The organism is Nostoc sp. DedQUE04 (assembly GCF_034530995.1).
Lineage (GTDB): Bacteria > Cyanobacteriota > Cyanobacteriia > Cyanobacteriales > Nostocaceae > Nostoc.
Genome location: NZ_JAVRCA010000008.1, coordinates 169,280 through 194,904, shown reverse-complemented (window position 1 = coordinate 194,904; position 25,625 = coordinate 169,280). Strand labels below are relative to the sequence as shown.

Genomic DNA, 25,625 nt, shown 5'->3' with positions numbered 1-25,625 from the left:
AGGTGAATAGCAGGGCATAATAGTAATATTTTATAATATTTTGATTATTGGATATGAGCGCTCGGTTGGCTTGACTACAGTATTAATGCCAGCAAGCGCTACAATTTATTGTTTTTTTGGCTAGTCCCACGTAGCAATACACCTCTCACTTCTGCATCAGGGGAATGTGTGAGGAAAACTGCATAAAAAAATGTGTCTCTATGTCATGCATAGAGACACATCCTTAAGGATTTTCACCAGGGATCTGGATAAATTTATGCTTTCACTATCGCTTTATGTTGTGAGCGTTTGAAGACTGACATCATACCACAAGCACCTATTGCTAACACACCTAACATCGCACTAGGTTCAGGAACGCTGGCTAGTCTATAGGCGTGGTTATCTGTTTCAAAGGCAACACCATTTGAGCGCATCACAACTCGGTCAAATGATTCTCCTGTATCACCTACAAGATTGATAAACATATTAGCTTGAGAGCTAGTCCAACTACCATTAGCTATAGCAGTTGGCACATCTGCACCACTAAAAGTCTTTAATAACTGATCGCCTTTGTAAATGTCAACAAAGTTATAATCATCTAATGAACCTGCATAAAAACCGAAGTAATTAACAGCTTCTTTGAACTTAATATTGACCAAACCACTGTCGCCTGCAACATTACTACCTACTGGAGCAATTGTTAGAAATTTGGTGTTATCTCCATAAGGTGAGGCGTATTGACTAGATACGCTACCTTGAACAATGTTACTAGTAATATTAGAGTAAGTAACAAATCCATTAGGATCGTTTGCTGTGCCATCGTCAAAGGTGACAGTTTTGGCATCAGCGTAGCTAGAGAACGGGCCACTATTGACTTGCAGAGTTACCGCACTAGCTGGATTCGCACTCATGACTACAGCAGTCATTCCGAGTAAAGCCAAGGAAATTTTTTTCAACATTCTAGTAATAAACCTTGAAAAAGACAAAGATAATTAAGATTGAACTTTTCTTGAAACCTAGCTATGAAAAACTGGTTTCATTACTCCAACAAATTAGAAAAAATCACAAAGATTATTAGCCCTTTATATATGACTTTTGTTGGGTAAAACAAGCTCGAATATATAAGTTGAGCTTGATACTTTGTAATCCTATTTTGATTTTTATAACTCGCAAAAGATACGGTGTATATACTAAAATATTTTTAAAGATTAAGTGAAGGTTATTGTGCAATTGTAGTAGGCAGTACAAACACATCTAAATTACTCTCGATCGCAACCAAGGTTAAAAACCAACAAAAAATCACTATTTACCATTTGGTTTAGTTTCTCAGGCTCAAAGCGATGTCTACGATGGGCTACCCCAATACGGTTCGGTTAACAAATTTATCTGTTGAGGTAAGCTTTTGAGGCAGGGGGAGAAGAGAGGCAAGGGAGGAAGAATTAACTTTTTTCCTCCTCTGCAACGCCAGCCTCCCCGGTCTCAAGAGCTTATCCGAACCGTATTGTGAGCTACCCCTAAATCTTTAGCAGTAAGAATAGGTTAATGAGATTCTATTGAGAATAGACCATTATTATTGACATAAGATTCTCGCCTTGGGGAAGTGGGGAGTGGCGAGTGGGGAATGGAAAATAAAGACTGTGATTGAGAAATAGAGTAAAACAAGAATCAATATTTAATTGAGGATTGGCCAAACAGGGCATTAGTTAATTCTCCCCCTGCTCCCCTATCTTTGCGATCTCCCTTTTCCCTCACTCCCCTAACTTCTTATGCAAACTGACTCTAACAGTTCCGATCGTGTTGCATCTGCTAATAATGAGCCTAATCCAGGAAAGTATTTGATTCCGCGATCGCAGCGACAGAGGTTCTTTATTCAGTTTACCGTAATGACCCTCATTGGATGGGTTGTCGGTGGCGTTGCCAGTATCGCTTTAGAGAAAATTATTCTCCAAAGTCTCTCATCTAACGTTGCTAATCAACCACAAACATGGAGTATTTTGGTTAGAAGTCTTAGTAACGTTGTATTTGCCGTGATTTTCGCTGCTGACCAAGCTCTTGTGCTTTACCGATATTTACCGGGTTGGCAGTGGCTATTTGCTACTAGTGTCGGTTGGCTAATTGCCAACGGCGTTTCTACAGCCTGGATTAACTACATTTCAACCATTGCCTCATCATCTTCTGAAGATACCTTGATTTTTGGATTTTTGTCTGCGATCGCATATATAATTTCTGGAATTTGGCTAGGAATTTGCCAATGGCTGGTGTTGAGGCGATATACAGCAGGCATTTGGTGGTGGAATTTTTTACCCTCAATCTCTTTTTTCTGGATTACTATTTTGGTTTGGTTGCTTTTTATTATGCAAAATTTGATTCCAGAAACCTACCGTACTCCCATACTATATTGGAGTGGACAAGGACTGACAGCAGCGATTTTAGGAGCCATACCAGCAATTGGTTTGTGTACATTAAAAAGAAATTTACATCCCAAAACTGGAGTTTCTTCCTGACTTTTATCGATATATTCTATAACCTTAATATTTATGACTCGCCCGCGCATTCTCCAACCCGATCAAAGTTATACATTTAGTAAGTATTTTGAATTACCATATACTCCAGCAGATATCTTGGCGGAACTGGGATGTAGTTACGAACGCGCATCGCTACAACTACCACAATATTCAGGCGTAATTGACTATTTAGAATTTTTGCAGCGTTACTTACGGCGCAATATCATGCGCGTAAATTTTATCAGTGAAGCTGCAAAACGTGAAGTTTTAATTGCTCCTATTTTGTTGGAAATTTGCGACCAAACGCAAACTCAACTAAACATTGAGTACCCCATTAATATTAGCGAACAACTCAAAGGGAGTTTTGATTACTATATTTCATCTTCCAATTCCCTGTTAGTAGTCGAAGCCAAGCAATCCGATTTAAGCTGGGGATTTACTCAACTTGCAATTGAATTGATAGCACTCGACCAATGGACAGATTCGCAAACACCAACTTTGTACGGTGCTGTAACAAATGGAGAAGATTGGCGATTTGGAATATTTTATCGGCAAGATAAACGGGTCATGCAAGATATCAAACTTTATCGCGTTCCAGAAGGTTTGGAAGAATTAGTGCGAGTGCTTGTAGGAATTCTTACCAATGCTGGTAGTTAATTACAATAGTTTTCTTTTCTATGAAGTACAAAGCTACAGGTTTGGAGGCAGAAGGCAGCCCCTATAGGACTTCTAGTTAAAAAACAGCACTCACCACTAGTTCTATTTATTTGTCATCCCAAATCAAATCTAAACGCTCTTGTGCTTTCTTGAGGGCTTTTTCAGCAGACTCTCCTAGTACCGTCGCTTCTATAGCTCGACCAAGACTCTCAGAAAGACGGCTATATCCAGCAATTATTGGTTGAGAATGTGCCACAGGTAACTGGTCAAAAAACACTTTTAATACTGGTTTTTCATTAATGAATTGCTGATAAGCTTTGCTTTGAGCCGATGTAAGGGTAACTGGCAAAAAACCCGTCCCTATACTCCATTCGGTTTGGAATTCCTCACTCAAAACATACTCTAAAAATTTGAATGCTGCTTGCTCTCTTACTGGTGTGGTCTTCATCACAAAAAAATTTCCAGTACCTGTGACTGTAGCAGCTTTGACACCTGCTGGTATGGGTAATACCTGATGATCGACCTCAGATTTCATAATTAACGTCCAAGGGCCTGTTATCTGCATCGCAACACGACCTGTAAGAAAAGCTTCCTCTTCATAACCTCGTTCTGGGGCAGAAAGCATTACTGAACCATCTTTTATCAGGTCTTGCCAGAATTGTAAGGCCGCGATCGCACCCGCATTCGTTAAATTGGGGCGATTATTAGTTACAACCTCTCCCTCTGCACCAAATAAAAACGGGAACCAACTAAATACAGTCCATCCTCCTTTTCCTAAAGGCAGTAACATACCATACTGTTCGGGGCGCCCATCCCCATTGCGGTCTATAGTTAATTTTTTGGCAACTTGTCTCAATTCATCCCAAGTCTTGGGTAATTCTGTAATTCCCGCAGCTTCAAAAAGTTTAGGACGGTAAAAAATACCAATATTACTGGTGTGCATTGGCACTGACCAAATGTGACCATCTAACTGCATTTCTGGCAATAAGTTAGGTCTAATGTCTGACTTGAGGGGCGATTTATCCAACCAATCTTCTAAAGGTCGAAGTGCCCCTAATTCCACAAATTGACCTGTATATTCAGGATGGAATGACAGCAGGTCTGGTGGTACATTGGCAACCACTGATGTCAATATTTTTGGTAATTGAGGTTCACTCTCAAAGATAGATTGTACCTGAATATCAGGATGAGTTTGATTAAATTTATCTACTAGTTTTTGAAATATATCTCGATTTGCAGGGGGATTAATAGCTTGCCATAGTGTCAGATGAATTACCCCATCTTCCTTTTGTCTTATCCCCTGACAACTAGATAAGAATATCAGACACAAACTTAGAATGATTCCTAAAATAAAAAACTGCCGAGCCGAATTTATCAAGTAACACCATAAATCTCTAATTCTGGTAGCTAAAAAGTTAGTATTCATACAAATTTTTTAGATATAAACATTAGTAAAATAGTATATTATTCAATTATACTCATTTTGAAATGATTTGCTTTCTCAAAACTTCTAATCTTTCAGCACAGCTAGCCGCACTAAATAATTGTGCAATTTTTTCAGAGCATTCAATCTTCTCTTGAGGAGTTTTTATATGGTCAATAATAGCTTCTGCTAACGTATCTACATTACTTGGTGATATTATTTTCCCACATTTAAGTACTTCAGAAATCTCACGTGGGCCAACTGGGCAATCAGTGGCAATAAACGTTACACCACTAGCTACAGCTTCTACAAGAACCAGTGGTAAGCCTTCAAAATGGGAAGCAAGTATAACTGCTCTAGATAGTGAAAAATAAGCTCTAAGATTGAGAACAGAACCAGCAAACAGCACAATTTCATCAATAGCTAAAAACTTTGCTAGAGCTTGTATCTCTGTCTCTAAATCACCTTCTCCTAACAAAATTAACCGGATATTTAAGTGATTTTGACTAACTTTAGCAAATGCTTTGAGTAAGATTTTATGGTCTTTTTGATGGTGAAACCTAGAAGCACATACAAATGTAATCAACTGCGAGTTGTTAAACCAAGATGTGGCTGTAGGATGGAGAGGTTGGTTACTAATATCATCTATTGTTGGATTGTAGGATATCACTATTCGATGATGGTTAAACCCAATGTTTGCGAATCTTTGATAGAGAGACTTGCAAACAAATATTAATCCATTAGCTTGCTGAAGCGCAAGCATATCAATTCTACTAGCAAGACTTATAAATAATTTTTGAATCAAGGCGCTGATAGGGTTTATTTTAAGTTCAAGCCGTGATTCAGAAATATAATCACCGTGAATATAGCTAATGTATGGAACAGAGAAACTGCCAGGGATGAATTTAGATAGATAAAATAGTTTAGTAATAAATGCAGTATGACAAACAATAATATCCGGTTTTTGTTCAGCAATAACCCTGCTTAATTTTATCGCTACCCATATTTGGTGTATTATCCCCCCAATAATAAATAGAGTACCTGCAACTTTCATAACAATCACAGTTTTAGCCGCTTTAAAAGATACTATCCATTGTGGCTCTAAAACAGTAAGCACCATAGTAGAGACTTGGTAGCCAGCTTTGGATTGAGAAGAAATTAGCGAATCAGCAACTTTTGGCGCTCCACCAATGTTATTCAAAACTATATGACAAATATGCATAGTTGCAGGTAACGTTATACTGAGTGGATCGAGACAAACTGAATTAAAGTTTTTAGGTTAATGAACGCTGTTCTAAAACATCCTTGGTAATGCTTGTTTCTGCTCTCGTATAAACGTAGGTTTGTGGTTCTGTAACTTTTTGAGTTTTAAAAATTTTGTCTGCCCGTTTCCAAAAGTCTGTATCTTCTCCATAGGGAATATTATTAAATCCCTGCAATTCAAAAAATACTCGCCTCTTACCAAAAAATGTCGGGCCTAAAACACATTCGCGTAAATTAATTATTTGACCTGGTTGAAAATAATCGGCTACAAAAATCTCTTCTTCAGAGAAAAATCCTCCTTCAATCAAGTCAATTTCTGGATTAGCTTGCATGTATTTAAGTCTCGACTCTAGATGATTGGATTTATATGTATCATCGCTGTCAATAAATGTAATGTATTTGCCAAAGGATGCTTGAACTCCAGCGTTTTTAGAGTACCCCAATTTTTTATTTTGGTGTTTTAAATAACGTATATTATTAAATTTTTGCAAATATGGATTAACAATTTCAAAAGTATTATCTTGGCTACCATCATCAACTACCAACAGTTCCCAATCTTTAAAAGTTTGAGCAATAACACTATTGATGCAAATATTCAAATATTTTTCTCGGTTGTAGGTACAAAGTATAACTGAAATTTCGGGACTAAAGTCAAAGACAATAGGACTCATAAGAGTTAGATGTTTAATTTGTAACTAGTTGAAAATTTTTCGTAAGTATCTAGGCATAAATAAATTTAAAGTTTGTAGTAAGGACTTTAGTCTTGATAATCCTTGCTCTGAGCGAGAAATCGCTCATTGCAAACTAGAAGTTTATTTTATATTCAATTATGTCTACCTACTTACTAACAACATAGCATTACAATCAAATAATGATACTATTTGTAATTTATTCACTGATATTCAATATGCCATAATCGGCATCAAGCAAGCGATGGCTACACCCACCAATGGCATTGCGCAATACTTGCTGTACAGTAAAGGTAAGTAAATTTTACCGTGATTTACACTAGACTGGTTGATCCCCTCAGGCAATTTTGCAGACTTTATAAAACACTACTTAAACATTATTGCCCTGAAAATGGCATTTACCCTATTTTTACTTTTAGGACTATAACCCAGATTAGTGGGTATGTCTACAGAATTATTAAAATTTAGTTTTTTGAAAAAAAGTAAGTAGAAAAGATTGATTCAGTTTAAGATATAAATTATTGAATTAATGATAATAGTTAAAATTCATGGTTAAGTATCCCGCTCCAGTTTTCTTAAGCGATTATTGGCAAAATTCATTTAACTTAAAAAAACATTTACAGGAATTTTTACATTTAGATTCAGAAACACTAGAAAAAAAGTTAGCAGCAGGACAAGAACAAATGGCCGAGTTAGGCCATAAAGATTTTGATTGGGAAAAAGCAACAGATTTTGATCGCGAACAAGTGGGAGAGATATATTTATTTGAGTTCTGATTTTAACTTAATGTGGATGCGCGATCGCTAATATTCCCGCATCTCCATCTAAAGTTACCTCTACACCCACTGGTAATGCTGCATTGGGACTATCGTGGCCAAAAGGCAAATCGGAGACAATGGGAATCCCTAAATCACCTAAGCGATCGCGCAATACTTCTTCTACACTAAAACTAGATATAGTTGGTGGCGCTTCACAACGAGTAAAACCGCCTAAAGCAATACCGCAGACTTGAGACAAAGCACCACTCAAACGCCACTGTGTCAGCATCCTATCGATGCGATAAGGTGCTTCGGTAACATCCTCCAACGCCAGAATTACACCATCCAGATGTGGCAAGATTGGTGTACCTAAAAGGTGAGTAGCCACCGTCAGATTCCCTGGTAATAAAGTACCATTCACTACACCACCACCCCAACCGCAACCTTTAAGAGGGGTAAAAGAACCACCTTCTATCCAATCAAATAATCGCTTAATTGACCAATCTGGCTCATCTACCAAAGTTGTCATTACAGGGCCGTGAACGCCGGAAATTCCTGCTGTATAAAGGCTCCATAATAAAGCTGTGATATCAGAAAAGCCTATAAGCCACTTGGGAAGCCCTGATGGCCAATTCCAATTTTCTAAGATGCGGGTGCTGCCAAAACCACCTCTGGCACAGAGAATACCACGACAATCAGGATCTTGCCATGCTGCTGCTAGCTGTTGACGACGGGTTTCGTCTGTTCCAGCTAGATAACCCCATTTGTCATCTATCTGGGGACTGATTTCTAATTTGTAGCCACGCGATCGCCAAATTTCTAGACTCTGTTTAAATTCCTCGAACTCTCGCAAAGCACCACTAGGGGCAATTACTCGTAGTAAGTCTCCAGGTTTTAAGGGCGGTGGTAAGATTTTGGCTGGCATGAAACAAGTTAGGAGTGAAAAGTATAATATTAACAATGCTGCAATTGTGTTAACAAGACAACAACTTCATCAATTGCCTGCCGTATAACTGTTGCAGACTGATTCGACTGATTGACGATAATACTAAAAACTAGCGGCTCATATTTCGGCGCATTCATATATCCAGATAGAGAAACTACACCCGTTAACGTACCTGTTTTTGCTTGCACAATACCCTCAGCAGATGTACTTTGAAAGCGGCCTTTCAGAGTTCCACTTTTACCAGCCACGGGTAAAGATGCGCGATATATATATGCTGTTGGGGTTTTTGCCATTCCCCGCAGAGTTTGTACAAAAGCTTCTGGTGTCACTAAGTCACGACGTGATAAACCTGAACCATCGACCAAAATGTAATTAGCTGGATCGACTCCCAATTTAGTTAAACTTGCTTTGACAACTTCTAAACCGACATCAGCACTAGTCTGATTTTTCAGTCTAGTCTTTTTCACAGCTAATGCTCTCAGCAATGCTTCAGCATAAAGATTATTACTATTTAAATTAGTTTCTGCTAATAATTCAGCTAAAGGTGGCGACTCTACAAATGCTATTTCCCTTTGATTCACACCACCATTTACTACTAATGTCTGTGCCAAAGTAATTTTTTCTGTTGCTAAGGCAGTACGAAAACGTCGTAAGAAGTAATAATTAGGGTCAACTACAGGCAAATCTATTAAAGATTCTTCAGAATTCGTTGTCAGTTGTCCTTGAATTCGTAATACTGTTCCTGATAATTCGCGGGTGACATTGACGTAGCTCGGTTGATTTTGAGGGACGGTTATTGACTGATTAATTATCCGCCACTGTTTTGCTTCCCCAGGATCGATCCACAGCACTTGCAAAGATTTACCTACAGCCTGTGGTACAAGTTTAAAGCTAAAAATATTTTGATTCAGAATAAAGCTGCTGACTGGTACACCATCACTTGACTGCACATCTTCCCATTGCCAGGTGGGGTTAACAATATCACCTTGAATATAACTATCATCAGCACTCAACTGCTGAATTTGAGTAATACCTTTCTGTTTTAACTGCTGTGCCAATTTTTGCAGTTCAGTATCACTTAAACTAGGATCTCCCCTGCCGACAACACGTAAAACACCATTGCCATTCTGATAAATAGAGGTGCGAATCCGAAAATTAGCACCCAATTCCTGCAACGCGGCTGCTGTTGTCAGCAATTTGAGGTTAGACGCAGGAGTAAAATATTTTTGAGCATCTCGACTGTAAAGAGTTGGCCCCGTTGACAGAGGTTGTATCAAAATTCCCCAGCGTCCCCGACTAAATAAGGGACGATTGATTACAGCATCTATCGCTGTTCCCAGTTGGCTAGAGCAAATTGATTTTGTGGTAGTTGTTGGTGCAACTGGGGTTTGTGCTTTCGCAATAGAACTCAATCCTATCTGGCTAGTCAAAAATATTAATAAAACACCCAGTGGTTGATTTAAAGTCTTAAGTCTCACCAATTTTCCTTATCCCAAAGACAGATATTTTTACTTTGCAAACAATTTCTTTCCGGAGAGAGAAGAATTAGCTCAGTAAAGTTACTTAATTAGTATAGGGAAGATGTTCACATGTTTCATACATAGGCGATGTCTACGACGGGCTGCGCCTACGCACTAACATAATTTATGGGACTACAAAATCGAAACCCAAGTCAACCTGCATATACAGAAATACGAAATCGAGGCAATGGTGTGAGTACATTTTTATCTGGTGTAGCTGTATTACTCTCTACTTTGGCTTTGGGATGTAGCGGCTATGTAGCTTATGAAGTTTTTATGTTACGGCAAACACTAAATACTACTAGTACAGCCAGTAACACCATTCCCACTCAAGTCCCAAGTCCTATAGCTACAACTTCTCCAGAAGCAACTGTCTCACCATCCCCAGCTAGTGCTACAACTTCAGCAATTAGTCCTGGCCAATTTGTGCAGCCTGCTTTTGGCAAAAAGGCAGAAGTTGAGTTACTTTCAGCAAAACGAATTAAAGATCCAGAAACTGGAAACCGTGATGTGGTAAATCTGCAAATGCGGATTCGTCGCCTTGCCACAGACGGAGTTGTTGGTAGCGATATTATCTCGGTAGCTAGTACAACAGCCCGCAATCCTGAGACTAGCGTAACCTACAAAGGAGTTGCTCTTAATCGCTCAACAGGAAGCGTTTCTTTGTTTCCAGTACGTCCACAAGCCTCCGCAGATGCTTATATCTGGCTAAGAGTTCCCGATGGTGTTAATAACTTGGACATTTTTGTGCCAGATACAGCCGCATTTAAAAATGTACCAATTTCATCTTAGCTAGCGAACTGATATTAAATCACTCCCCATCAAGGGGAGTCATTAATTGTTGATTATACAAGATAATGCTTTACTTCTCTAAACAGTAGCCTGCAACTGTAAGCAGGAGTCTGAGACATAATCAAATTTCCAAAACTCAAGGATATTTTACCTTTTTGTTCGACTGCTACGACGCGTAGGTGGCTGCGGTGGCGGTGGTTCTTGAGATTTTAGTTTGTCATCATCAGTCAAAAATTCTACATAGAAACCCTTTTGGTGATAGTGCCAACCCAAGATGACAATACTAGCATCACCCATAGAAGTCTTTTCTACAGCTTGATTGGGGAATTTAGCGGCTAAGTTTTTCAATTCTTCCTCCTCCCAAAGGACAATTTGCTCACGGAACTTAGCCCAAGGTGTGGTTTCATCAGCCGCATAAGTTATGATTTCAGCAAATTTATGAGCTGCTATACGTTTACTTTCTGAATTTGCTGTTTTAGCCTGTGCAATGTGATTACCCGTTTCTATAACAGCAGCTAAAGGAAGTACCAGCGTTGTTGATTTGTCGATTTCTGCCTGAATTTTTTGATTTACACGCTGATAATCCCATTCATTATTACCAGCAGTTTCTCTACCGGGAACTTCTAACCAAACGCATAAAAGCGATGTATCGATGAGTAGTACCTTTCTCATATTAGTAACTATTCATTACGAGAAAGGCTTCTTTCAATTGCACCCTTAGTTGTCATATCACCCAAAGAATATGATGCAAATAACTTAGAAAAATTATCAATATCTTCTAAAAGTGTAAGCTTGCTTTCTCCAGTTTCAGAATCGCGGTGTGCGACAAGCACAAAAGGAACTATCTCTGGGCCTAAAGCATCAAGTAAAGCTGGGTTATGGGTAGTAAGTAAAATATCAATTTTTCTTTTACTGCCAATTTCTCGCAGTATTCTTACAAGTAATCCTGCACGTGATGGATGAAGCCCATTATCTATTTCTTCAATTACCAGTTGACTACCTTCGGGTCGAGTAAGCAATGCTGTAAGAATTGCGATAAAACGGAGAGTTCCATCTGACATAGTTTTAGCATCTATTAGTGTCATCTCTCCAGGTTTCCATTCTTCTTCACAGTAGAGCATTGCATCAGTTTTAAGTCTACCGACTGGCTCTGCAAATACTCTTTTAATATCACCTTCTGGTAAATCTTTAATGTAGGCTGATAGAGTTGATTCAACTTCGGCTTTTTGTTCACCATCCAATGCTGCTAGTACACCAGCAATATTAGAACCATCGCTTTCTAAATTATCAGAGAGACGTGAATAATTCCGCATTTTATAAGGAACTGGATTAAGAACTAAAATATTTTCAATTGTTGGCAAAATTATATTATTAATTATGTTAACGCTATTTTTTTTGAAATAATTTGACTGATATAATTCTTTTTTTGATTGTTCAGAAATAAAATTAGATTCAATAAAATGTAATGGTAGTCCATAGAAATCACTACGATTAAGCAAGGAACTTCTTGCAGAAAATTTATCACCTGATAATCCAAACTCTATGGGAAAATATTCATGATCTTCTTGAAGAATAGTTATTTTTTCTGTTAAATTATTAAGAGTTGGTCTTGTTTTTAATGTGATTCTGTAAAGATAATCTACTTTACCATCATTATCTGCAACTAGTATCTTTAATGTAAACTCATTTTCACCATTTCTTGCAGCCCATTCTACACCACCGCGAATAGATGGAAGTGTTTTATCTCCTGCTAAAGCTACTTCAATATTTTCACCTCTAGCTATTCTTTGTAAAAATTCCAAAGCTTCAACTACATTAGACTTACCACTTGCATTTGTCCCAATCACAACAGTCAACGGGTCAAGTGGAAGCTCGGCATAACGGAAACTTTTCCAGTTCTCTAAGATGAGTTGCTTAAGCATGATCAACTCCAAAACTCTACCTACTTAAATTTAGCTCTTAACAGTAGCGTAGGCAAAGCCCGCCGCAGGCATTGCACAATTTTTTTATCCTTCAACATCCCACCCAAAAAACAGCAAAGCCAGCAGACAAAGTAAAAAATTGTGTAATTACTCTATCTAACTGGCTACATCTCACTATGATTTTGGCGATTTATTTTTCTGGCGGTAAATCTACACTGTAAACAGTCTTCCCAGCCAAGTTACGCAATGTTACCGTCATCACCTTCGTATTTCCATTAATTTTGACTCCTCCAAAGAATTGCAAACCTTCACTTGGTGGTCGATTTGCTTTTGTACCTGGAGGGAGGCTTTGAAATATCAATTGTGGGCCAAAAGTATTTTCTAATTCGTTTGGCCCAAATGTGCCAGAGTTAAGTGGCCCGGCGACAAACTCCCAAAAAGGCTTAAAGTCACTAAACTTTGCTTTGGCGGGGTTGTAATAGTGAGCTGCTGCGTAATGTACATCAGCAGTTAACCAAACAACATTCTGGATATTCTTGTTTTTGATAAATCGTAGTAAATCGGCAAGTTCTAATTCTCTTCCTAAAGCTGGGCCATCTCCATTAGCCCAAGCTTCAAAATCAGTGCTACCGTCTTTAACTATCAGTCCCAAAGGCATATCACTAGCAATCACTTTCCATGTTGCTTTTGATGACAGCAGTTGCCTTTTCAACCATTCCACTTGGGTTTTGCTCAAAAAGTCTGTTTTTTTACTTGGTACTGGCTGATTATTGGGGGAATTTGGCCCCCGGTAGGTGCGCTCATCCAGCATGAAAATGTCTAATAATGGGCCATAGTTGAAAGAGCGATAAATTTTCGCTTTATCTGGATTATTGCTTTCATATCCAATAGGCAGATATTCTAAAAATGCTTGTCTTGCCCTTTGAGCTAGTAAGTTAACATCCTTAACTGTATAACGGTCATCGTTGAGGATAATTTGCCCAGGATACCAATTGTTTCTTGTTTCGTGGTCGTCCCACTGTGCCAATATGGGAACTTCAGCATTGAAACGCTTGATATTTTTATCTAGCAAATTGTAGATATAGTTACCACGATATTCTGTGAGAGTTTCTGCTACTTTTGATTTTTCTGGTGTCGTGATGTTTTTCCAAATAGTGCCGTCGTCTAAAGTTACTTCTGATTGGATGGGGCCATCAGCATAAATATTATCGCCAGAATGAATGAAAAAGTCGGGATGAAGTTGGCGCATAGTTTCGTAAATTTTCATTCCACCAAACTCAGGATTAATTCCCCATCCTTGACCGGCGGTGTCGCCACCCCAAACAAAGAATATATCTCGTCCAGATTTGGGGGGTGTTCGGAAAGTACCATAAAAAGGAGCGCTGCAAGTCCGTTGATAATCTAAATCTTGGAAAATCACCCGATAAAATAATTTTTGGTCTGGTGGTAGATTCTTCAGATAAAGTCGTGCTGTAAAGTCGCTATTTTTTAAAGCATTGGGCCCCACAACTCGCTGCACGTTGCGAAAAGATTCGCTGGTAGAATATTCTACAATCATTTTGGCGGGGCGATCGCTCCGACTCCAAATCACGATGCTATCGTTAGATATATCTCCGCTAGCTACACCATAAGGTATGCCAGGACGCATTCTATCAGAGGTGATAATTGCAGGTGCTTCGCCAAAAACTGGTGATTTAGCGACAAAGTTTGTGGAAATAATTCCACCAGCAGTGATAGCTGAATGTAGCAAAAACTGACGCCGATTTAGCTTCAATGGGTGATGACATTCCATACTAAATAACAGCAACCTTAAACTAAAGTATTACAGGATAAGTGTTTATCACACCTTGTTATGTCAACAAGTAAAGATTGAGTTATCTAAGGGTTAATAAAATATATTTAGTTTGATGTAATCAGAATGGTAGTCTTGATTATGAACTGGTGCGAGCAAGTTTATCCATGACCGAACAGAAAAGGATACAGAGCAACTAAATTTATTTATGAGTTGGTTAATTTTTAATTTTTAATTTTTAATTTTTAATTCGGAGCGAAGCGACGTGACTGCTGCTGTCTTTTTAGAAAATGTCTACAAGTTTTACAACAATGTACCTGTAGTCAATGACCTATCATTCCAAATTGAAGCGGGGGAGATATTTGCTTTACTTGGCCCGAACGGTGCGGGTAAATCAACCACAATTCGGATGCTGACTACACTCACGAAACCGTCCCAAGGACGGATAGAAGTAGGTGGATATGATGTGACACGCCAAGCAACGTTGGCAAAACAGAGTATTGGCGTTGTCTTGCAACAAGTCAGTGTGGATAACGATTTAACCGTCTGGGAAAATATGGAACTGCACGGGAGACTACATCACATTAGTAACCCGCAGCGACAAAAATTGATTAATCAATGGCTAGAGTATGTTGAGCTAGCAGAAAAACGTAATGATTTGGTAAAAACCCTGTCTGGGGGTATGAAACGACGGTTGCAGATTGCGAGAGCTTTATTGCATCAACCGCAAATTTTGTTTTTAGATGAACCAACGGTAGGACTAGACCCCCAGACTAGGCGACGCCTCTGGGAAATCATTCGGGATTTAAATAAACAAGGAATGACGATGCTACTGACGACCCATTATATGGATGAGGTCGAATTTTTATGCGATGCCTTTGGTTCTACCAAGCCAGGACGCATCGGTATTATGGATAGCGGTAAGCTGATTTCTTTGGGAACTTTACAACAACTGCGTTTTGCTCACGGTGAAGGTTTGGTGATGAAACAATTAGGTGTATCTAATGTCGGAAGTGATAGCGTTCGTAATTGGGAATATCTGTTTTTCCCATCCTTGGAAGCAGCAAATATCTATTTGAATGAACAGCCAGATAAAACTGGAATGATGGTGCGTCCCTCTAATCTAGAAGATATTTTTGTGGAATTAACGGGACGCCAGTTAGATTAACCTCATCCTCCTAACTGCCGCAGCATGGCTTCTACCCTTTCTACGCCATCTGAGTCATTGCGTCGTTTGTACAAGTCACGGGCTTTCTGAAGCAAGCTGTTTGCTTGTTTGGCTTGTCGTCGCTGTTTATACATCGAACCCATCAACTCATAAGTCTGGGCGTTGTTTTTATCCAAGTCGATTGCTTGTTGGTATGCCCAGGTAGCAGCATTATAGTCTCCCATACGCGATTGGGTTACAGCCAATCCTAAATAGGCGTTGACGTTGTTACGGTTCAGTTGTATGGCACGACGATAACCTTCCTTTGCCCCACGCGTGTCGCCCAAATTGGCTTTGATGTAACCCACAGCGTAGTAAAAATCACTATTATTAGGGTTGATACCAATCGCTTTACGATAAGCTGCTAATGCTGCCTGGTAATTTCCCTGTTGAGCGTATAAATACCCAATACCTGAATGGATTTTAGCATTCTTAGGATCTAAACTAGCTGCTTGCTGATAAACAGCGATCGCACCACCATAATCCCCAGCATTGACTAACCTCCGTCCTTCCTCCAGTAATTGCTTTAATTCTGGGTTTTTGGCTTGCGCCACTAATACCTGAGCTTGAGCTACTGAAGGTATGGTGAAAGCAAAACATCCTAGTAACACCACACTAAACACGAATGATGTTGGTTTGTACACAGTAAATTTCCTGAAATTTTAGAGGACTTTTTTCTTGTACATTAAAACAAAAATATGGGTTTTTGAAAACTGTATTTATTCGTAGTGATTCAGATGTTAATAGTTCATTTTCTTTTCGTTTACATTTAGCACTACATAACAGAGTTTTTACTGAAGGATGAAGTGTAAGCGATCGAAAGCAGGTGAAGATACCCTACATATAAACCAGTACTATAGCAAAACTACACATTTTTTAATCAGTAGTTATACGTGTTACCCAGAACAACTCACCAGGAATTTGACTTAATCCTAAATTCTGATACAGCAAGCTTATAGGCTTTGACATTTATTCCTATTTTTATTTCATTTAAAAGCTTGCTGACTCTGTATCCAATTTTCTGGCATTTTTAATCCTTGATACTACCCTTTGAGAAGTTTTAATTTAGGCATTTACATCCTTTTTTGGTCATTCAAAGATAAGATAAATTTAAACTGTCAAATGTAGGATTAACCTGTTTAGGACAACACTAACCCCAAAGTGCAATCTAAAATTGTATGAGAGGATGTTTATCACACTTGTCTTCTGTAAGAATAGTTACAATTATTAAAGTATTTCTCAAAATACTTTAATAATAAATATTAAGATAGATCCCATATAGGAGGTTAATTTATGATTATAACTACCACTGATGTCATTCAAGGAGCCGTGATTGAATCATATTTAGGCATTGTGACAGCAGAAGTCGTCTACGGTAGCAATTTCTTGCGGGATTTTTTGGCTGGTATTCGAGATATTATCGGTGGACGCACTGGTAGCTACGAGCGTTTATTTGAGCAGGGTCAACGCAAGGCACTAGAAGAATTAGAACAACGCGCACAACGTTTAGGAGCAAATGCTGTAATCGGGATTGAAATTGATACCGGCACAATAAATATTGACCAGTCAGGAGTGCTTTTGCTGATTACTGCCACAGGCACTGCTGTGAGGATGCGTTAGTTTTTGATGATTTTTATTTTTGACAATCATTACAAAGTTTTAATTAGATTAAGTCTAGTTCATACATAGCTAAAGCTGCTCTATGATAGCTATCTAATAGATGATAGCTAGCTAATATTTGCATTTTAAGTTAATAATTTTTATTTGAAAATTTAGAAAAAATTCTTAATGCATAAATAATTACTAAATTATATTAAAAATTGTGAAAGCAAATCTATTTTTCTCACTAAAGATACACCTATTAAATCTTTCTATCGATAGAGATTAAAACAGCTAGTTTAGTTATTTAATTTTAAGCATAAACATGAATATACCTAAGCAGCAACTTTGCTGAAACAGCACTGGAGAACATAAGCTATGTCATACGTAAATCGGACAGGTAATGACGCTATTCATACTGAGCCTGCGGTAGCGGGCCGAGTAGCCGAATATCACGATCTTGTTCGCTGGGGGCCGATTATCTCTGGTTTGTTGGTTTCCTTAGCTACCCAATTAATTTTGAGCGCTATCATTGGTGCGTTTGCAGCAGGCACAGTTGAAGGTTCAGGTGCGCCCAGAACAATTGCCCCTAACGCTGCGGGTAATGCGGGGCTTTGGTCAACTATCGCTTTACTAATTTCCCTATTTACTGGTGGTTGGGTTACAGCCCGTGCTTGTGGGCCCATGAACCGCAATACAGCGCTTCTGAACGGTGCAATTCTTTGGGCAACGACTTTGGCAGTTAGCTCATGGCTTTTAGCAAGTGGAGTATCTGGTGCTTTTGGTGTTGCTGCTTCTAACGCAGGAGAAGTCATAAACCAGGTACAACAGCAAGGTGGTGTTAATGTACCACAAGCAAACATAAGTGCCCAACAAGCTCGTGAAACGGCAGCTAATTTACGTTCGGGATTGTGGTGGTTTGTGTTTGGTTCTTTGTTGGGTTTAATAGCCTCAATGATTGGAGCCGTAACTGGCGCTCGTAGTCCTCGGACTAACACTTACAATACTTAAACTTAAATAATTGTTTGAAAAATCAAATGTTATTTATAAAAAAAAGCACCTTTAAAAAGGTGCTTTTTTTTATAGCACAATACAGTTGTTAAACCTAAAACTCAACTTATACGTAGGTTGGATTGAGGAACGAAACCCAACATTTCCTCAACTTTGTTGAGTTTTACTTCGTTCTACCCAACCTACAATTTTCTTCACTGAACATAAAATGCAAACTTTACTACCACAGTTCACCATTTTAGATATGAACCTTCAATTCCCTGCTCGCGACGAATTTTTCCATCTTTTTCAAACCAGGCAATTACTTGCTGCGCTGTCAAATCTTCAATAGCAACACCGTACTCTTGGGCAATATGCTTCAAAAGCTTTAGTGATGAAATTGTCAATCTTGTTAAAAACTTTTCTGGGGAAGACAACAACGCTGCATCTACTTTTGCTGACTCTTCCAGGGTTAAAAATTGTGTTGATGGTTGCTGTGGTGATACATCCATAAATGAAAAAATGAAATGCTATCTCAAAGTTAGTTAGGTATTAGTTATTAAAAAAATGACAAATGACAAATGACAAAGGACTAATGACTAATGACGAATTTGTACTAAATAACCACAACGATGTTCGCCATCAATAATCCAGTGGGTGCGCTCTACGTTACAATCTGGTAAGACGGCTGCAAACATTTCTAATTCGTGACCACAGATGCTAGGAAAAGACTCGGCAACGTTAGAAATGGCGCAGTTATGCTCCATTAAGATAAAGCGATCGCTCTCAAAGGAGTCATTCACATCAACAGGGTGATACTCCGCCATGAAGCCTTCTGCTTTTCTCAACTCTACTAAGTTGGCTACACGTTCTCGCAGTGAACCGTTACCGACGCGATCGCGGTATTCTTTAGCTTTGCGCTGCCACTGTTTCTCTAAAATCGATTTAAATTGGTCGTGTCCTACCGTTTCGGCTAAGGTGTCTAGCAACGAAACCGCAAAATTTCCGCTTGCATCACCAAAGCGATCGCTCATTGTTCGATGCAAGCGATCGCGTCCTTGACGACTCAGCTCATAAAGATGCTGCGGACGCCCCATCCCCGCCGTCTGCACTGATGTCGAATACAAAACTAGCTCCTCCGTCTCCAAATCTTTGAGATGGCGACGAATAGCTTGAGGGGTAACGTCTAAAACTTCAGCTAGCTCCAAAGCCGTTGCTTTTTCGTGTTTGTGCAGATACTCTAGGATATCTTGCTTGGTTGAGGACTGGTGGGTAGTCGCCATCTTCATGTGGTGCGAGACGTTCAGCGAACGCCCCAAAAATTAATTTCTTTGAAAATTTGACCGTGCCGATTTTGGATTTTGGATTTTGGATTTTGGATTAAAAAAGTTTTCTGGTATATAGCCCGCTACGCGATCGTCAATCTAAAATCCTTGAGCCAAGCACCTTTGTGGTCTCTTTCAATCCCAAATTGCAAATCTAAAATCCAAAATTGTTTGACTTTGACAACATTGTTGTTGTTAATTTAGCGTAAAATGAAGATAGATTAAACAACATAGCTGTTGTTTTACTCTCCACCACTATTCTAGCAGCCGTGTAACCATTCCGTAACGGTAGATGGGAATCGGCTAAAGAAAACCGTCTCCCATCCTTATAGAGAGATTCAAGTTCCGAACACGAGAGATTATTACTGATGAGTGCCACTGTCAAAACCTTAGTCAACCAACCCTACAAGTACGGCTTTGTCACGGACATTGAGGCCGACACTATTCCGCGTGGACTAGACGAGGACGTTATCCGCTTGATCTCCTCTAAGAAGAACGAGCCGCAGTTCATGCTGGACTTTCGCCTCAGAGCTTATCGCCAGTGGCAAAAAATGACGGAACCAACTTGGCCGAATGTCAAGTACCCGCCAATAAATTATCAGGATATCATTTATTACTCAGCGCCAAAACGCAAGAAAGAAAAGCTCAACAGTTTGGATGAAGTCGATCCAACCCTTTTAGAAACCTTTGAGAAGTTAGGCATTTCCCTATCTGAACAGAAGCGGCTGGCAAATGTCGCCGTTGATGCAATTTTCGATAGTGTCTCTGTCGCTACTACATTTAAAGAAAAGCTAGCGGAAGATGGCGTTATTTTCTGTTCGTTTTCGGAAGCTTTGCAAGAACACCCAGAACTGATCAAAAAATATTTGGGTAGCGTTGTTCCTATAGCTGACAATTATTTTGCCGCCTTGAACGCCGCCGTATTTAGCGATGGTTCTTTTGTCTATATTCCTAAAGGCGTAAAATGCCCAATGGAACTGTCTACCTACTTCCGCATCAACTCTGGTGACACGGGACAATTTGAGCGGACTTTGATTGTCGCCGAAGAAGGTAGTTATGTTTCTTACCTCGAAGGTTGCACCGCACCGATGTATGACAGCAACCAGTTGCACGCCGCAGTTGTGGAACTCGTCGCCCTCGACAACGCCGAAATTAAATACTCCACTGTGCAAAACTGGTACGCTGGCGATGCTAACGGTAAAGGCGGTATTTACAACTTTGTCACCAAGCGCGGTTTGTGTCAGGGCGTAAATTCCAAGATTTCCTGGACTCAAGTAGAAACAGGTTCGGCAATTACTTGGAAATATCCTAGCTGTGTTTTGGTGGGTGATAACTCTGTGGGTGAGTTTTACTCCGTGGCGCTGACAAATAATATGCAGCAAGCCGATACGGGTACAAAGATGATTCACGTAGGTAAGAATACCCGCAGTACAATTATTTCTAAAGGAATCTCCGCAGGTAATTCTAGTAATAGCTACCGGGGTTTAGTGAAAGTCAATCCGACTGCTAAAGGAGCGAGAAATTATTCCCAGTGCGACTCAATGCTGATTGGGGATAATGCCCATGCCAACACTTTCCCTTATATCCAGGTGCAAAATAATACTGCGAAGGTGGAGCATGAAGCTTCTACTTCCAAGATTGGGGAAGATCAGTTATTTTACTTTGCTCAACGGGGTATTTCTTCAGAAGATGCCATTTCGATGATGGTTAGCGGCTTCTGTAAGGATGTTTTTAATCAGCTACCGATGGAGTTTGCTGTGGAAGCTGATAAGTTGTTGAGTTTGAAGTTGGAAGGCAGTGTTGGATAAATGGAAGCAAGGATAAACACAGGGACATCGGCGTTCTGTGTTTATCTTTTGGAAGAGTAACGAACCGCAGAGGCGCAGAGAAGGGAGAGAAGATGATTATTGAAAATAGTGAAGTTGTGCTGTCGGTACGGAATCTGACGGCTAATGTTGATGGGACACCAATTTTGAAGGGTGTGAATCTGGAGGTGCGATCGGGTGAAATTCATGCGATCATGGGGCCGAATGGTTCTGGTAAGAGTACTTTTTCTAAGGTGTTGGCTGGGCATCCGGCGTATGAGGTGACTGGCGGTGAGGTGATTTTTCAGGGACAAAATTTACTGGAGTTGGAACCGGAGGAACGCGCTAGAAGTGGTGTGTTTTTGGCGTTTCAGTATCCGTTAGAAATTCCGGGTGTGAGCAATTTGGATTTCTTGCGGGTGGCGTATAATTCTCGTCGCAAGGCGCAAGGTTTAGAGGAAATAGACGCTTTTGATTTTGACGATTTGATTGAGGAAAAGCTGGATGTAGTGAAGATGAATTCCAGTTTTCTCAGTCGGAGTTTGAATGAAGGGTTTTCTGGTGGTGAGAAAAAGCGGAATGAAATTCTGCAAATGGCGCTACTAGAACCAAAGTTGGGAATTTTGGATGAAACTGATTCGGGTTTGGATATTGACGCGCTCAGAATTGTGGCGAATGGGGTAAATCAACTGGCAAGTCCAGAAAATTCGACAATTTTGATTACTCACTACCAACGGTTGCTTGATTATATTGTGCCTGACTTTGTGCATGTGATGGCGCAGGGACAGATTATTACGAGTGGTGGTAAAGAACTGGCGCTGGAATTAGAGTCTCGCGGTTATGACTGGGTGCTGGAAGAATTTGCAGCTACTGAGGTGGGTGTGTAATGAATATTCAAGTATCTCCTAGTCCAATACCTAATTCAAATGCAGTCAGTTTGACATCGATGTTAGATAGAGATGATTATCTGACTGGGTTGTTAAATCAAGTAACAGCAACTAAAACAGAAGGTTGGTTGCAGGAATTACGCCAAGGTGCTGCTAATTGGGTACGTCACTCGATTCTCCCGACTACCCGCGAGGAAGAATGGCGATTTACTGATTTGTCGTCTCTACGAAAGGTGCAATTTAATGTAGAGGCGGGAAATTTTGCGTCTTTGCAATTTGATATTTTGCCAGAAGCAGCTAATAGTCGTTTGGTATTTGTTAATGGCGTTTTTGCGCCGGAGTTATCCGCAGTTTCAGATTTACCATCTGGAATTGTGGTGAGTAATTTGGCTGATTTGTCTGTGGTTGAGCAGGAAGGTGTACGGCAGTATTTAGCTCAAGCTGAGGGAGCGCAGGAGGTTTTTACTGCTCTTAATACGGCTGGGATAACTGATGCAGCTGTGGTGTGGGTGAAGAAGAATGTGGTAGTTGAAACGCCAATTCATTTGGTGTTTATTTCGGTTGCGGGTGAGACAGCGACGATTTCGCAGCCGCGTTGTTTGGTGGTGGCGGAAAGTGGTTCGCAGGTGACGTTGGTTGAAGAGTATACGAACCGCAGAGGCGCAGAGAAAGAAGTTTACTTAACTAACGCGGTTACGGAAATTTGGGTTGGTGACAATGCGGAAGTTAATTACACTAGGGTTGAGTGGGAAGGTGCAGAGGCTTTTCATATTGGGAAAACTGCGATCGCACAAGCTCGTGATAGTCGATATACTTGTCATGCCATAACTTTAGGTGCAAAGTTGTCACGGCACAATTTGGAGATTTTGCAAACTGGTGAGCAGACACAAACTACTCTCAATGGTTTGACGATAATTTCTGGTAAGCAGTTGTCTGATACTCACAGTGCGATCGCACTTAACTATCCTCACGGTACAAGTGACCAATTGCATAAATGTATTGTAGGCGATCGCGCTCATGCGGTGTTCAATGGTAAAGTTTTTGTACCCAAACTAGCGCAGTTAACAAATGCATCCCAGTTGAATCGCAATTTGCTACTATCATCGAAAGCCAGAGTTGATACCAAACCCCAACTGGAAATTACTGCGGATAATGTAAAGTGCGCTCACGGCGCTACCGTTAGCCAATTGGAAGATGACGAAATATTCTATCTCCAAAGCCGGGGAATTAATGAAAACGATGCTCGTAAGTTGTTAATCAACGCCTTTGCTGCCGAAATCATCAACAAAATACCAGTTCCTTCTCTACGAGAAATCTTGTTAAACACAGTCAATAATCTTAAGTCTCTGACGAATGACGAATGACAAATGACAAATGACTAATGACTAATAACTAATCTACCAATGACTTTTACTCCTACCAAAACCCTTGCTGATAAAGTTCGCGCTGACTTCCCGATATTGCATCAGGAAGTCAACGAGAAAACCTTGGTTTATCTCGATAATGCTGCGACTTCGCAAAAGCCTTTATTCGTATTAAATACCCTGCGGGATTATTACGAGCAATATAATGCTAACGTACATCGAGGTGCCCATTCTCTAAGTGCTAAAGCTACTGATGCTTATGAAGGTGCTAGAGATAAAGTTGCCAAATTCATCAATGCTGCATCCCGTCAGGAAATTGTCTACACCCGCAACGCAAGTGAGGCGATTAACCTAGTAGCTTATAGCTGGGGAATGAATAATTTGCAGCCGGGAGATGAAATTATTCTCTCGGTGATGGAACACCACAGTAATATTGTGCCTTGGCAATTGGTAGCACAAAAAACGGGTGCAGTACTGAAATTTGTAGAATTAACACCAGAAGAAACTTTTGATTTGGAACAGTTTAAAAAGCTGATTTCCGAAAAAACAAAGTTGGTGTCAGTAGTGCATATTTCTAATACTTTGGGTTGTATTAACCCAGTAGAAGAAATTGGTGCGATCGCTCACCAATATGGTGCTAAATTCTTAGTTGATGCTTGCCAAAGTGTTCCCCACTATCCTGTAGATGTGCAGAAGATAGATTGTGATTGGTTGGTAGCATCTGGTCATAAAATGTGCGCTCCAACTGGGATAGGATTTCTGTATGGCAAATTGGAACTGTTAGAATCAATGCCACCTTTTTTTGGTGGTGGTGAGATGATTGCAGAGGTTTACTTAGACCATTCCACTTATGCAGAATTACCACATAAATTTGAAGCTGGTACACCTGCAATTGGAGAAGCGATCGCACTTGGTGCTGCGATCGATTATCTTAGCACTATCGGCATGGATAAAATCCACGCCTACGAAGCAGAATTAACCGCTTATTTGTTCCAACAATTAGAGCAAATTCCCCAAATTAGAATTTACGGCCCCAAACCAAATGCAAAAGGTGAAGGGAGAGCCGCTCTTGCGTCGTTCACAGCCGGAGAAGTTCACGCTAACGACTTATCTACATTATTAGATCAAGAAGGCGTCGCTATCCGTTCTGGACACCACTGTACTCAACCATTACACCGTTATTTAAGTCTTGCTGCAACCGCGCGAGCCAGTCTATCTTTCTACAATACCCGTGAGGAAATTGATATTTTCATCAAAGCACTGAAAGAAACTATTGATTTTTTTGCTGATTTCTCTAGTTAAAAGTAGACAAAATTTTAGATGCTGATTGTGCCAGTTATTAACTAACAATAGTTGGCACAATTTTGCTGTTTCGATTATTTTTAGGAGCAACTAAACTGTCATACAGTGACTTTACTTTAATTTGTGTTCATGATATGAAGAAATTTATTCAGCAAAGTAAAACTATAGATAAAATTAATTTGCTGGAATCCTTTAGCACTTGGGTGCGGGAAAAGATAGCTTAAAATCATGAATTAATTACGAATTACAAATTACGAATTATTTTAATATGATTGTCAAGTCAACAGTTGGTGAACAAAGAACAGTGCTATATAACATCAGTTGGGAAACCTTTGAAGCCTTGTTGAGAGATACAGGTGAAGATAGAGGTTCTCGGTTTGCTTATGATTGCGGTGTTTTAGAAATTATGACTCCACTTTTTGAACATGAAAACCCAAAAATTCAATTTGACCGTTTTATTCTAGTCTTAGCTGAAGAATTAGGAATTGAAATTAGAAGCGCTGGTTCTACAACATTGAAGCGGAAAATATTAAAGCGGGGAATAGAACCAGATACTTGCTACTATATCCAGAATGAACTAGCTATTAGGGGTAAGCAAACTTTAAATTTAGAAAATGATTTGCCGCCTGACTTAGCAATTGAGATTGACATTACCAGCAGTTCAGTTAACAAATTGGGGATTTATTCAGCGTTGGGTGTAACTGAACTTTGGAGATACGACGGGCAAAATTTAAAGTTTTCTCAGTTGATAGAAGGGCAATATGTAGAGTGTAAATCTAGTATTGCTTTTCCTATAGTTTCAGTGAGTGAGATAAGTAGATTTATTGAGCAGAGTAAAAGTATGGGAGAAATTGCTTTGTTAAAATACTTTCGGACTTGGATGAGGGAGAAGATAAGGTAG

24 protein-coding genes are annotated in these 25,625 nt (G+C 39.7%); 12 read left to right on the top strand and 12 right to left on the bottom strand.

The features are described 5' to 3' along the window. Positions 1 to 254 precede the first annotated feature (254 nt). The gene (locus tag RM049_RS08250; RefSeq protein WP_322699307.1) at positions 255 to 938 is read right to left on the bottom strand and encodes a PEP-CTERM sorting domain-containing protein; all 684 of its coding nucleotides are present in this window, start codon (positions 936 to 938) and stop codon (positions 255 to 257) included. Positions 939 to 1,745: 807 nt separating this feature from the next. On the opposite strand from RM049_RS08250, the gene RM049_RS08245 reads away from it, so the two are divergent. Together RM049_RS08245 and RM049_RS08240 are read left to right on the top strand one after the other, a co-directional pair. After that, on the top strand, positions 1,746 to 2,483 hold the full coding sequence (locus RM049_RS08245) for a hypothetical protein (protein WP_322672652.1): 738 nt from the start codon (positions 1,746 to 1,748) through the stop codon (positions 2,481 to 2,483). A gap of 33 nt (positions 2,484 to 2,516) precedes the next feature. Beyond that, positions 2,517 to 3,140 (top strand): hypothetical protein, encoded by a 624-nt coding sequence (locus RM049_RS08240; protein ID WP_322703837.1) that lies wholly within the window; start codon positions 2,517 to 2,519, stop codon positions 3,138 to 3,140. A 106-nt stretch (positions 3,141 to 3,246) separates the two neighbouring features. Here RM049_RS08240 and RM049_RS08235 read toward each other — a convergent pair whose 3' ends face one another. From RM049_RS08235 to RM049_RS08225, 3 genes are all read right to left on the bottom strand, one after another. Then, positions 3,247 to 4,566, bottom strand: coding sequence for an ABC transporter substrate-binding protein (locus RM049_RS08235; protein WP_322703836.1), 1,320 nt, complete (start codon positions 4,564 to 4,566; stop codon positions 3,247 to 3,249). Positions 4,567 to 4,618: 52 nt separating this feature from the next. Next, a complete protein-coding gene (locus tag RM049_RS08230; RefSeq protein WP_322703835.1) occupies positions 4,619 to 5,764 on the bottom strand; it encodes a glycosyltransferase in 1,146 nt (381 codons plus the stop codon). A gap of 73 nt (positions 5,765 to 5,837) precedes the next feature. Further along, positions 5,838 to 6,497, bottom strand: a complete 660-nt coding sequence (locus tag RM049_RS08225; protein ID WP_322703834.1) for a glycosyltransferase family A protein — start codon at positions 6,495 to 6,497, stop codon at positions 5,838 to 5,840. Positions 6,498 to 7,063: 566 nt separating this feature from the next. Here RM049_RS08225 and RM049_RS08220 point away from each other — a divergent pair. Further along, entirely contained in the window at positions 7,064 to 7,291 is a 228-nt protein-coding gene (locus RM049_RS08220) for a hypothetical protein (RefSeq protein WP_322703833.1), read from the top strand. Between the two features lie 7 nt (positions 7,292 to 7,298). Here the strand turns inward: RM049_RS08220 and RM049_RS08215 are convergent, their stop codons facing one another. Next, positions 7,299 to 8,198 (bottom strand): LD-carboxypeptidase, encoded by a 900-nt coding sequence (locus RM049_RS08215; RefSeq protein ID WP_322703832.1) that lies wholly within the window; start codon positions 8,196 to 8,198, stop codon positions 7,299 to 7,301. A 29-nt stretch (positions 8,199 to 8,227) separates the two neighbouring features. Further along, positions 8,228 to 9,697, bottom strand: coding sequence for a D-alanyl-D-alanine carboxypeptidase/D-alanyl-D-alanine-endopeptidase (gene dacB / locus RM049_RS08210; protein WP_322703831.1), 1,470 nt, complete (start codon positions 9,695 to 9,697; stop codon positions 8,228 to 8,230). Positions 9,698 to 9,931: 234 nt separating this feature from the next. Here dacB and RM049_RS08205 point away from each other — a divergent pair, with 234 nt between their 5' ends. Beyond that, entirely contained in the window at positions 9,932 to 10,531 is a 600-nt protein-coding gene (locus RM049_RS08205) for a hypothetical protein (protein ID WP_322703852.1), read from the top strand. Between the two features lie 147 nt (positions 10,532 to 10,678). Here the strand turns inward: RM049_RS08205 and RM049_RS08200 are convergent, their stop codons facing one another. The 3 genes from RM049_RS08200 to RM049_RS08190 form a co-directional block, all read right to left on the bottom strand. Further along, on the bottom strand, positions 10,679 to 11,203 hold the full coding sequence (locus RM049_RS08200; protein ID WP_322703830.1) for a hypothetical protein: 525 nt from the start codon (positions 11,201 to 11,203) through the stop codon (positions 10,679 to 10,681). Between the two features lie 8 nt (positions 11,204 to 11,211). After that, positions 11,212 to 12,453 (bottom strand): AAA family ATPase, encoded by a 1,242-nt coding sequence (locus RM049_RS08195; protein ID WP_322703829.1) that lies wholly within the window; start codon positions 12,451 to 12,453, stop codon positions 11,212 to 11,214. A 190-nt stretch (positions 12,454 to 12,643) separates the two neighbouring features. Continuing rightward, entirely contained in the window at positions 12,644 to 14,245 is a 1,602-nt protein-coding gene (locus tag RM049_RS08190) for an alkaline phosphatase (protein ID WP_322703828.1), read from the bottom strand. A 265-nt stretch (positions 14,246 to 14,510) separates the two neighbouring features. Between RM049_RS08190 and RM049_RS08185 the strand changes: the two genes are divergently transcribed. Next, a complete protein-coding gene (locus RM049_RS08185; RefSeq protein WP_322691665.1) occupies positions 14,511 to 15,413 on the top strand; it encodes an ABC transporter ATP-binding protein in 903 nt (300 codons plus the stop codon). A gap of 2 nt (positions 15,414 to 15,415) precedes the next feature. Here the strand turns inward: RM049_RS08185 and RM049_RS08180 are convergent, their stop codons facing one another. Further along, a complete protein-coding gene (locus RM049_RS08180) occupies positions 15,416 to 16,096 on the bottom strand; it encodes a tetratricopeptide repeat protein (RefSeq protein ID WP_322703827.1) in 681 nt (226 codons plus the stop codon). A 649-nt stretch (positions 16,097 to 16,745) separates the two neighbouring features. Here RM049_RS08180 and RM049_RS08175 point away from each other — a divergent pair. Next, the gene (locus RM049_RS08175; protein WP_196528493.1) at positions 16,746 to 17,072 is read left to right on the top strand and encodes a YbjQ family protein; all 327 of its coding nucleotides are present in this window, start codon (positions 16,746 to 16,748) and stop codon (positions 17,070 to 17,072) included. Positions 17,073 to 17,429: 357 nt separating this feature from the next. Beyond that, positions 17,430 to 18,062: a hypothetical protein gene (locus tag RM049_RS08170; RefSeq protein WP_322672637.1), complete on the top strand. Its 633-nt coding sequence runs from the start codon at positions 17,430 to 17,432 to the stop codon at positions 18,060 to 18,062. Positions 18,063 to 18,292: 230 nt separating this feature from the next. Here RM049_RS08170 and RM049_RS08165 read toward each other — a convergent pair whose 3' ends face one another. After that, positions 18,293 to 18,553, bottom strand: a complete 261-nt coding sequence (locus RM049_RS08165; protein ID WP_322672636.1) for a hypothetical protein — start codon at positions 18,551 to 18,553, stop codon at positions 18,293 to 18,295. 87 nt (positions 18,554 to 18,640) lie between these two features. Beyond that, positions 18,641 to 19,324 carry an iron-sulfur cluster biosynthesis transcriptional regulator SufR gene (sufR, locus tag RM049_RS08160; protein WP_322703826.1) on the bottom strand — a complete coding sequence of 228 codons (684 nt, stop codon included), beginning with the start codon at positions 19,322 to 19,324 and terminating at the stop codon, positions 18,641 to 18,643. A gap of 410 nt (positions 19,325 to 19,734) precedes the next feature. Between sufR and sufB the strand changes: the two genes are divergently transcribed. The 5 genes from sufB to RM049_RS08135 all read left to right on the top strand — a co-directional run bounded on the left by sufB (position 19,735) and on the right by RM049_RS08135 (position 25,625). Further along, positions 19,735 to 21,174, top strand: a complete 1,440-nt coding sequence (sufB, locus tag RM049_RS08155) for a Fe-S cluster assembly protein SufB (RefSeq protein WP_322703825.1) — start codon at positions 19,735 to 19,737, stop codon at positions 21,172 to 21,174. A gap of 92 nt (positions 21,175 to 21,266) precedes the next feature. Further along, entirely contained in the window at positions 21,267 to 22,058 is a 792-nt protein-coding gene (sufC, locus tag RM049_RS08150; protein ID WP_322703824.1) for a Fe-S cluster assembly ATPase SufC, read from the top strand. Continuing rightward, on the top strand, positions 22,058 to 23,422 hold the full coding sequence (gene sufD, locus RM049_RS08145) for a Fe-S cluster assembly protein SufD (RefSeq protein WP_322703823.1): 1,365 nt from the start codon (positions 22,058 to 22,060) through the stop codon (positions 23,420 to 23,422). The genes sufC and sufD overlap by 1 nt, the downstream gene beginning before the upstream one ends. 39 nt (positions 23,423 to 23,461) lie before the next feature. Continuing rightward, complete coding sequence (locus tag RM049_RS08140; protein WP_322703822.1) at positions 23,462 to 24,724, top strand: cysteine desulfurase; 1,263 nt, start codon at positions 23,462 to 23,464, stop codon at positions 24,722 to 24,724. A 268-nt stretch (positions 24,725 to 24,992) separates the two neighbouring features. Continuing rightward, positions 24,993 to 25,625, top strand: a complete 633-nt coding sequence (locus RM049_RS08135) for a Uma2 family endonuclease (RefSeq protein WP_322703821.1) — start codon at positions 24,993 to 24,995, stop codon at positions 25,623 to 25,625.

Excerpts from the sequence above, each read along its gene's own strand:
- RM049_RS08250 (WP_322699307.1), bottom strand. The coding sequence starts at position 938 with ATGTTGAAAAAAATTTCCTTGGCTTTACTCGGAATGACTGCTGTAGTC.
- RM049_RS08245 (WP_322672652.1), top strand. The coding sequence starts at position 1,746 with ATGCAAACTGACTCTAACAGTTCCGATCGTGTTGCATCTGCTAATAAT.
- RM049_RS08240 (WP_322703837.1), top strand. The coding sequence starts at position 2,517 with ATGACTCGCCCGCGCATTCTCCAACCCGATCAAAGTTATACATTTAGT.
- RM049_RS08235 (WP_322703836.1), bottom strand. The coding sequence starts at position 4,566 with ATGAATACTAACTTTTTAGCTACCAGAATTAGAGATTTATGGTGTTAC.
- RM049_RS08225 (WP_322703834.1), bottom strand. The coding sequence starts at position 6,497 with ATGAGTCCTATTGTCTTTGACTTTAGTCCCGAAATTTCAGTTATACTT.
- RM049_RS08220 (WP_322703833.1), top strand. The coding sequence starts at position 7,064 with ATGGTTAAGTATCCCGCTCCAGTTTTCTTAAGCGATTATTGGCAAAAT.
- RM049_RS08215 (WP_322703832.1), bottom strand. The coding sequence starts at position 8,198 with ATGCCAGCCAAAATCTTACCACCGCCCTTAAAACCTGGAGACTTACTA.
- RM049_RS08200 (WP_322703830.1), bottom strand. The coding sequence starts at position 11,203 with ATGAGAAAGGTACTACTCATCGATACATCGCTTTTATGCGTTTGGTTA.
- RM049_RS08195 (WP_322703829.1), bottom strand. The coding sequence starts at position 12,453 with ATGCTTAAGCAACTCATCTTAGAGAACTGGAAAAGTTTCCGTTATGCC.
- RM049_RS08190 (WP_322703828.1), bottom strand. The coding sequence starts at position 14,245 with ATGGAATGTCATCACCCATTGAAGCTAAATCGGCGTCAGTTTTTGCTA.
- RM049_RS08175 (WP_196528493.1), top strand. The coding sequence starts at position 16,746 with ATGATTATAACTACCACTGATGTCATTCAAGGAGCCGTGATTGAATCA.
- RM049_RS08170 (WP_322672637.1), top strand. The coding sequence starts at position 17,430 with ATGTCATACGTAAATCGGACAGGTAATGACGCTATTCATACTGAGCCT.
- RM049_RS08165 (WP_322672636.1), bottom strand. The coding sequence starts at position 18,553 with ATGGATGTATCACCACAGCAACCATCAACACAATTTTTAACCCTGGAA.
- sufR (WP_322703826.1), bottom strand. The coding sequence starts at position 19,324 with ATGGCGACTACCCACCAGTCCTCAACCAAGCAAGATATCCTAGAGTAT.
- sufB (WP_322703825.1), top strand. The coding sequence starts at position 19,735 with ATGAGTGCCACTGTCAAAACCTTAGTCAACCAACCCTACAAGTACGGC.
- sufC (WP_322703824.1), top strand. The coding sequence starts at position 21,267 with ATGATTATTGAAAATAGTGAAGTTGTGCTGTCGGTACGGAATCTGACG.
- sufD (WP_322703823.1), top strand. The coding sequence starts at position 22,058 with ATGAATATTCAAGTATCTCCTAGTCCAATACCTAATTCAAATGCAGTC.
- RM049_RS08140 (WP_322703822.1), top strand. The coding sequence starts at position 23,462 with ATGACTTTTACTCCTACCAAAACCCTTGCTGATAAAGTTCGCGCTGAC.
- RM049_RS08135 (WP_322703821.1), top strand. The coding sequence starts at position 24,993 with ATGATTGTCAAGTCAACAGTTGGTGAACAAAGAACAGTGCTATATAAC.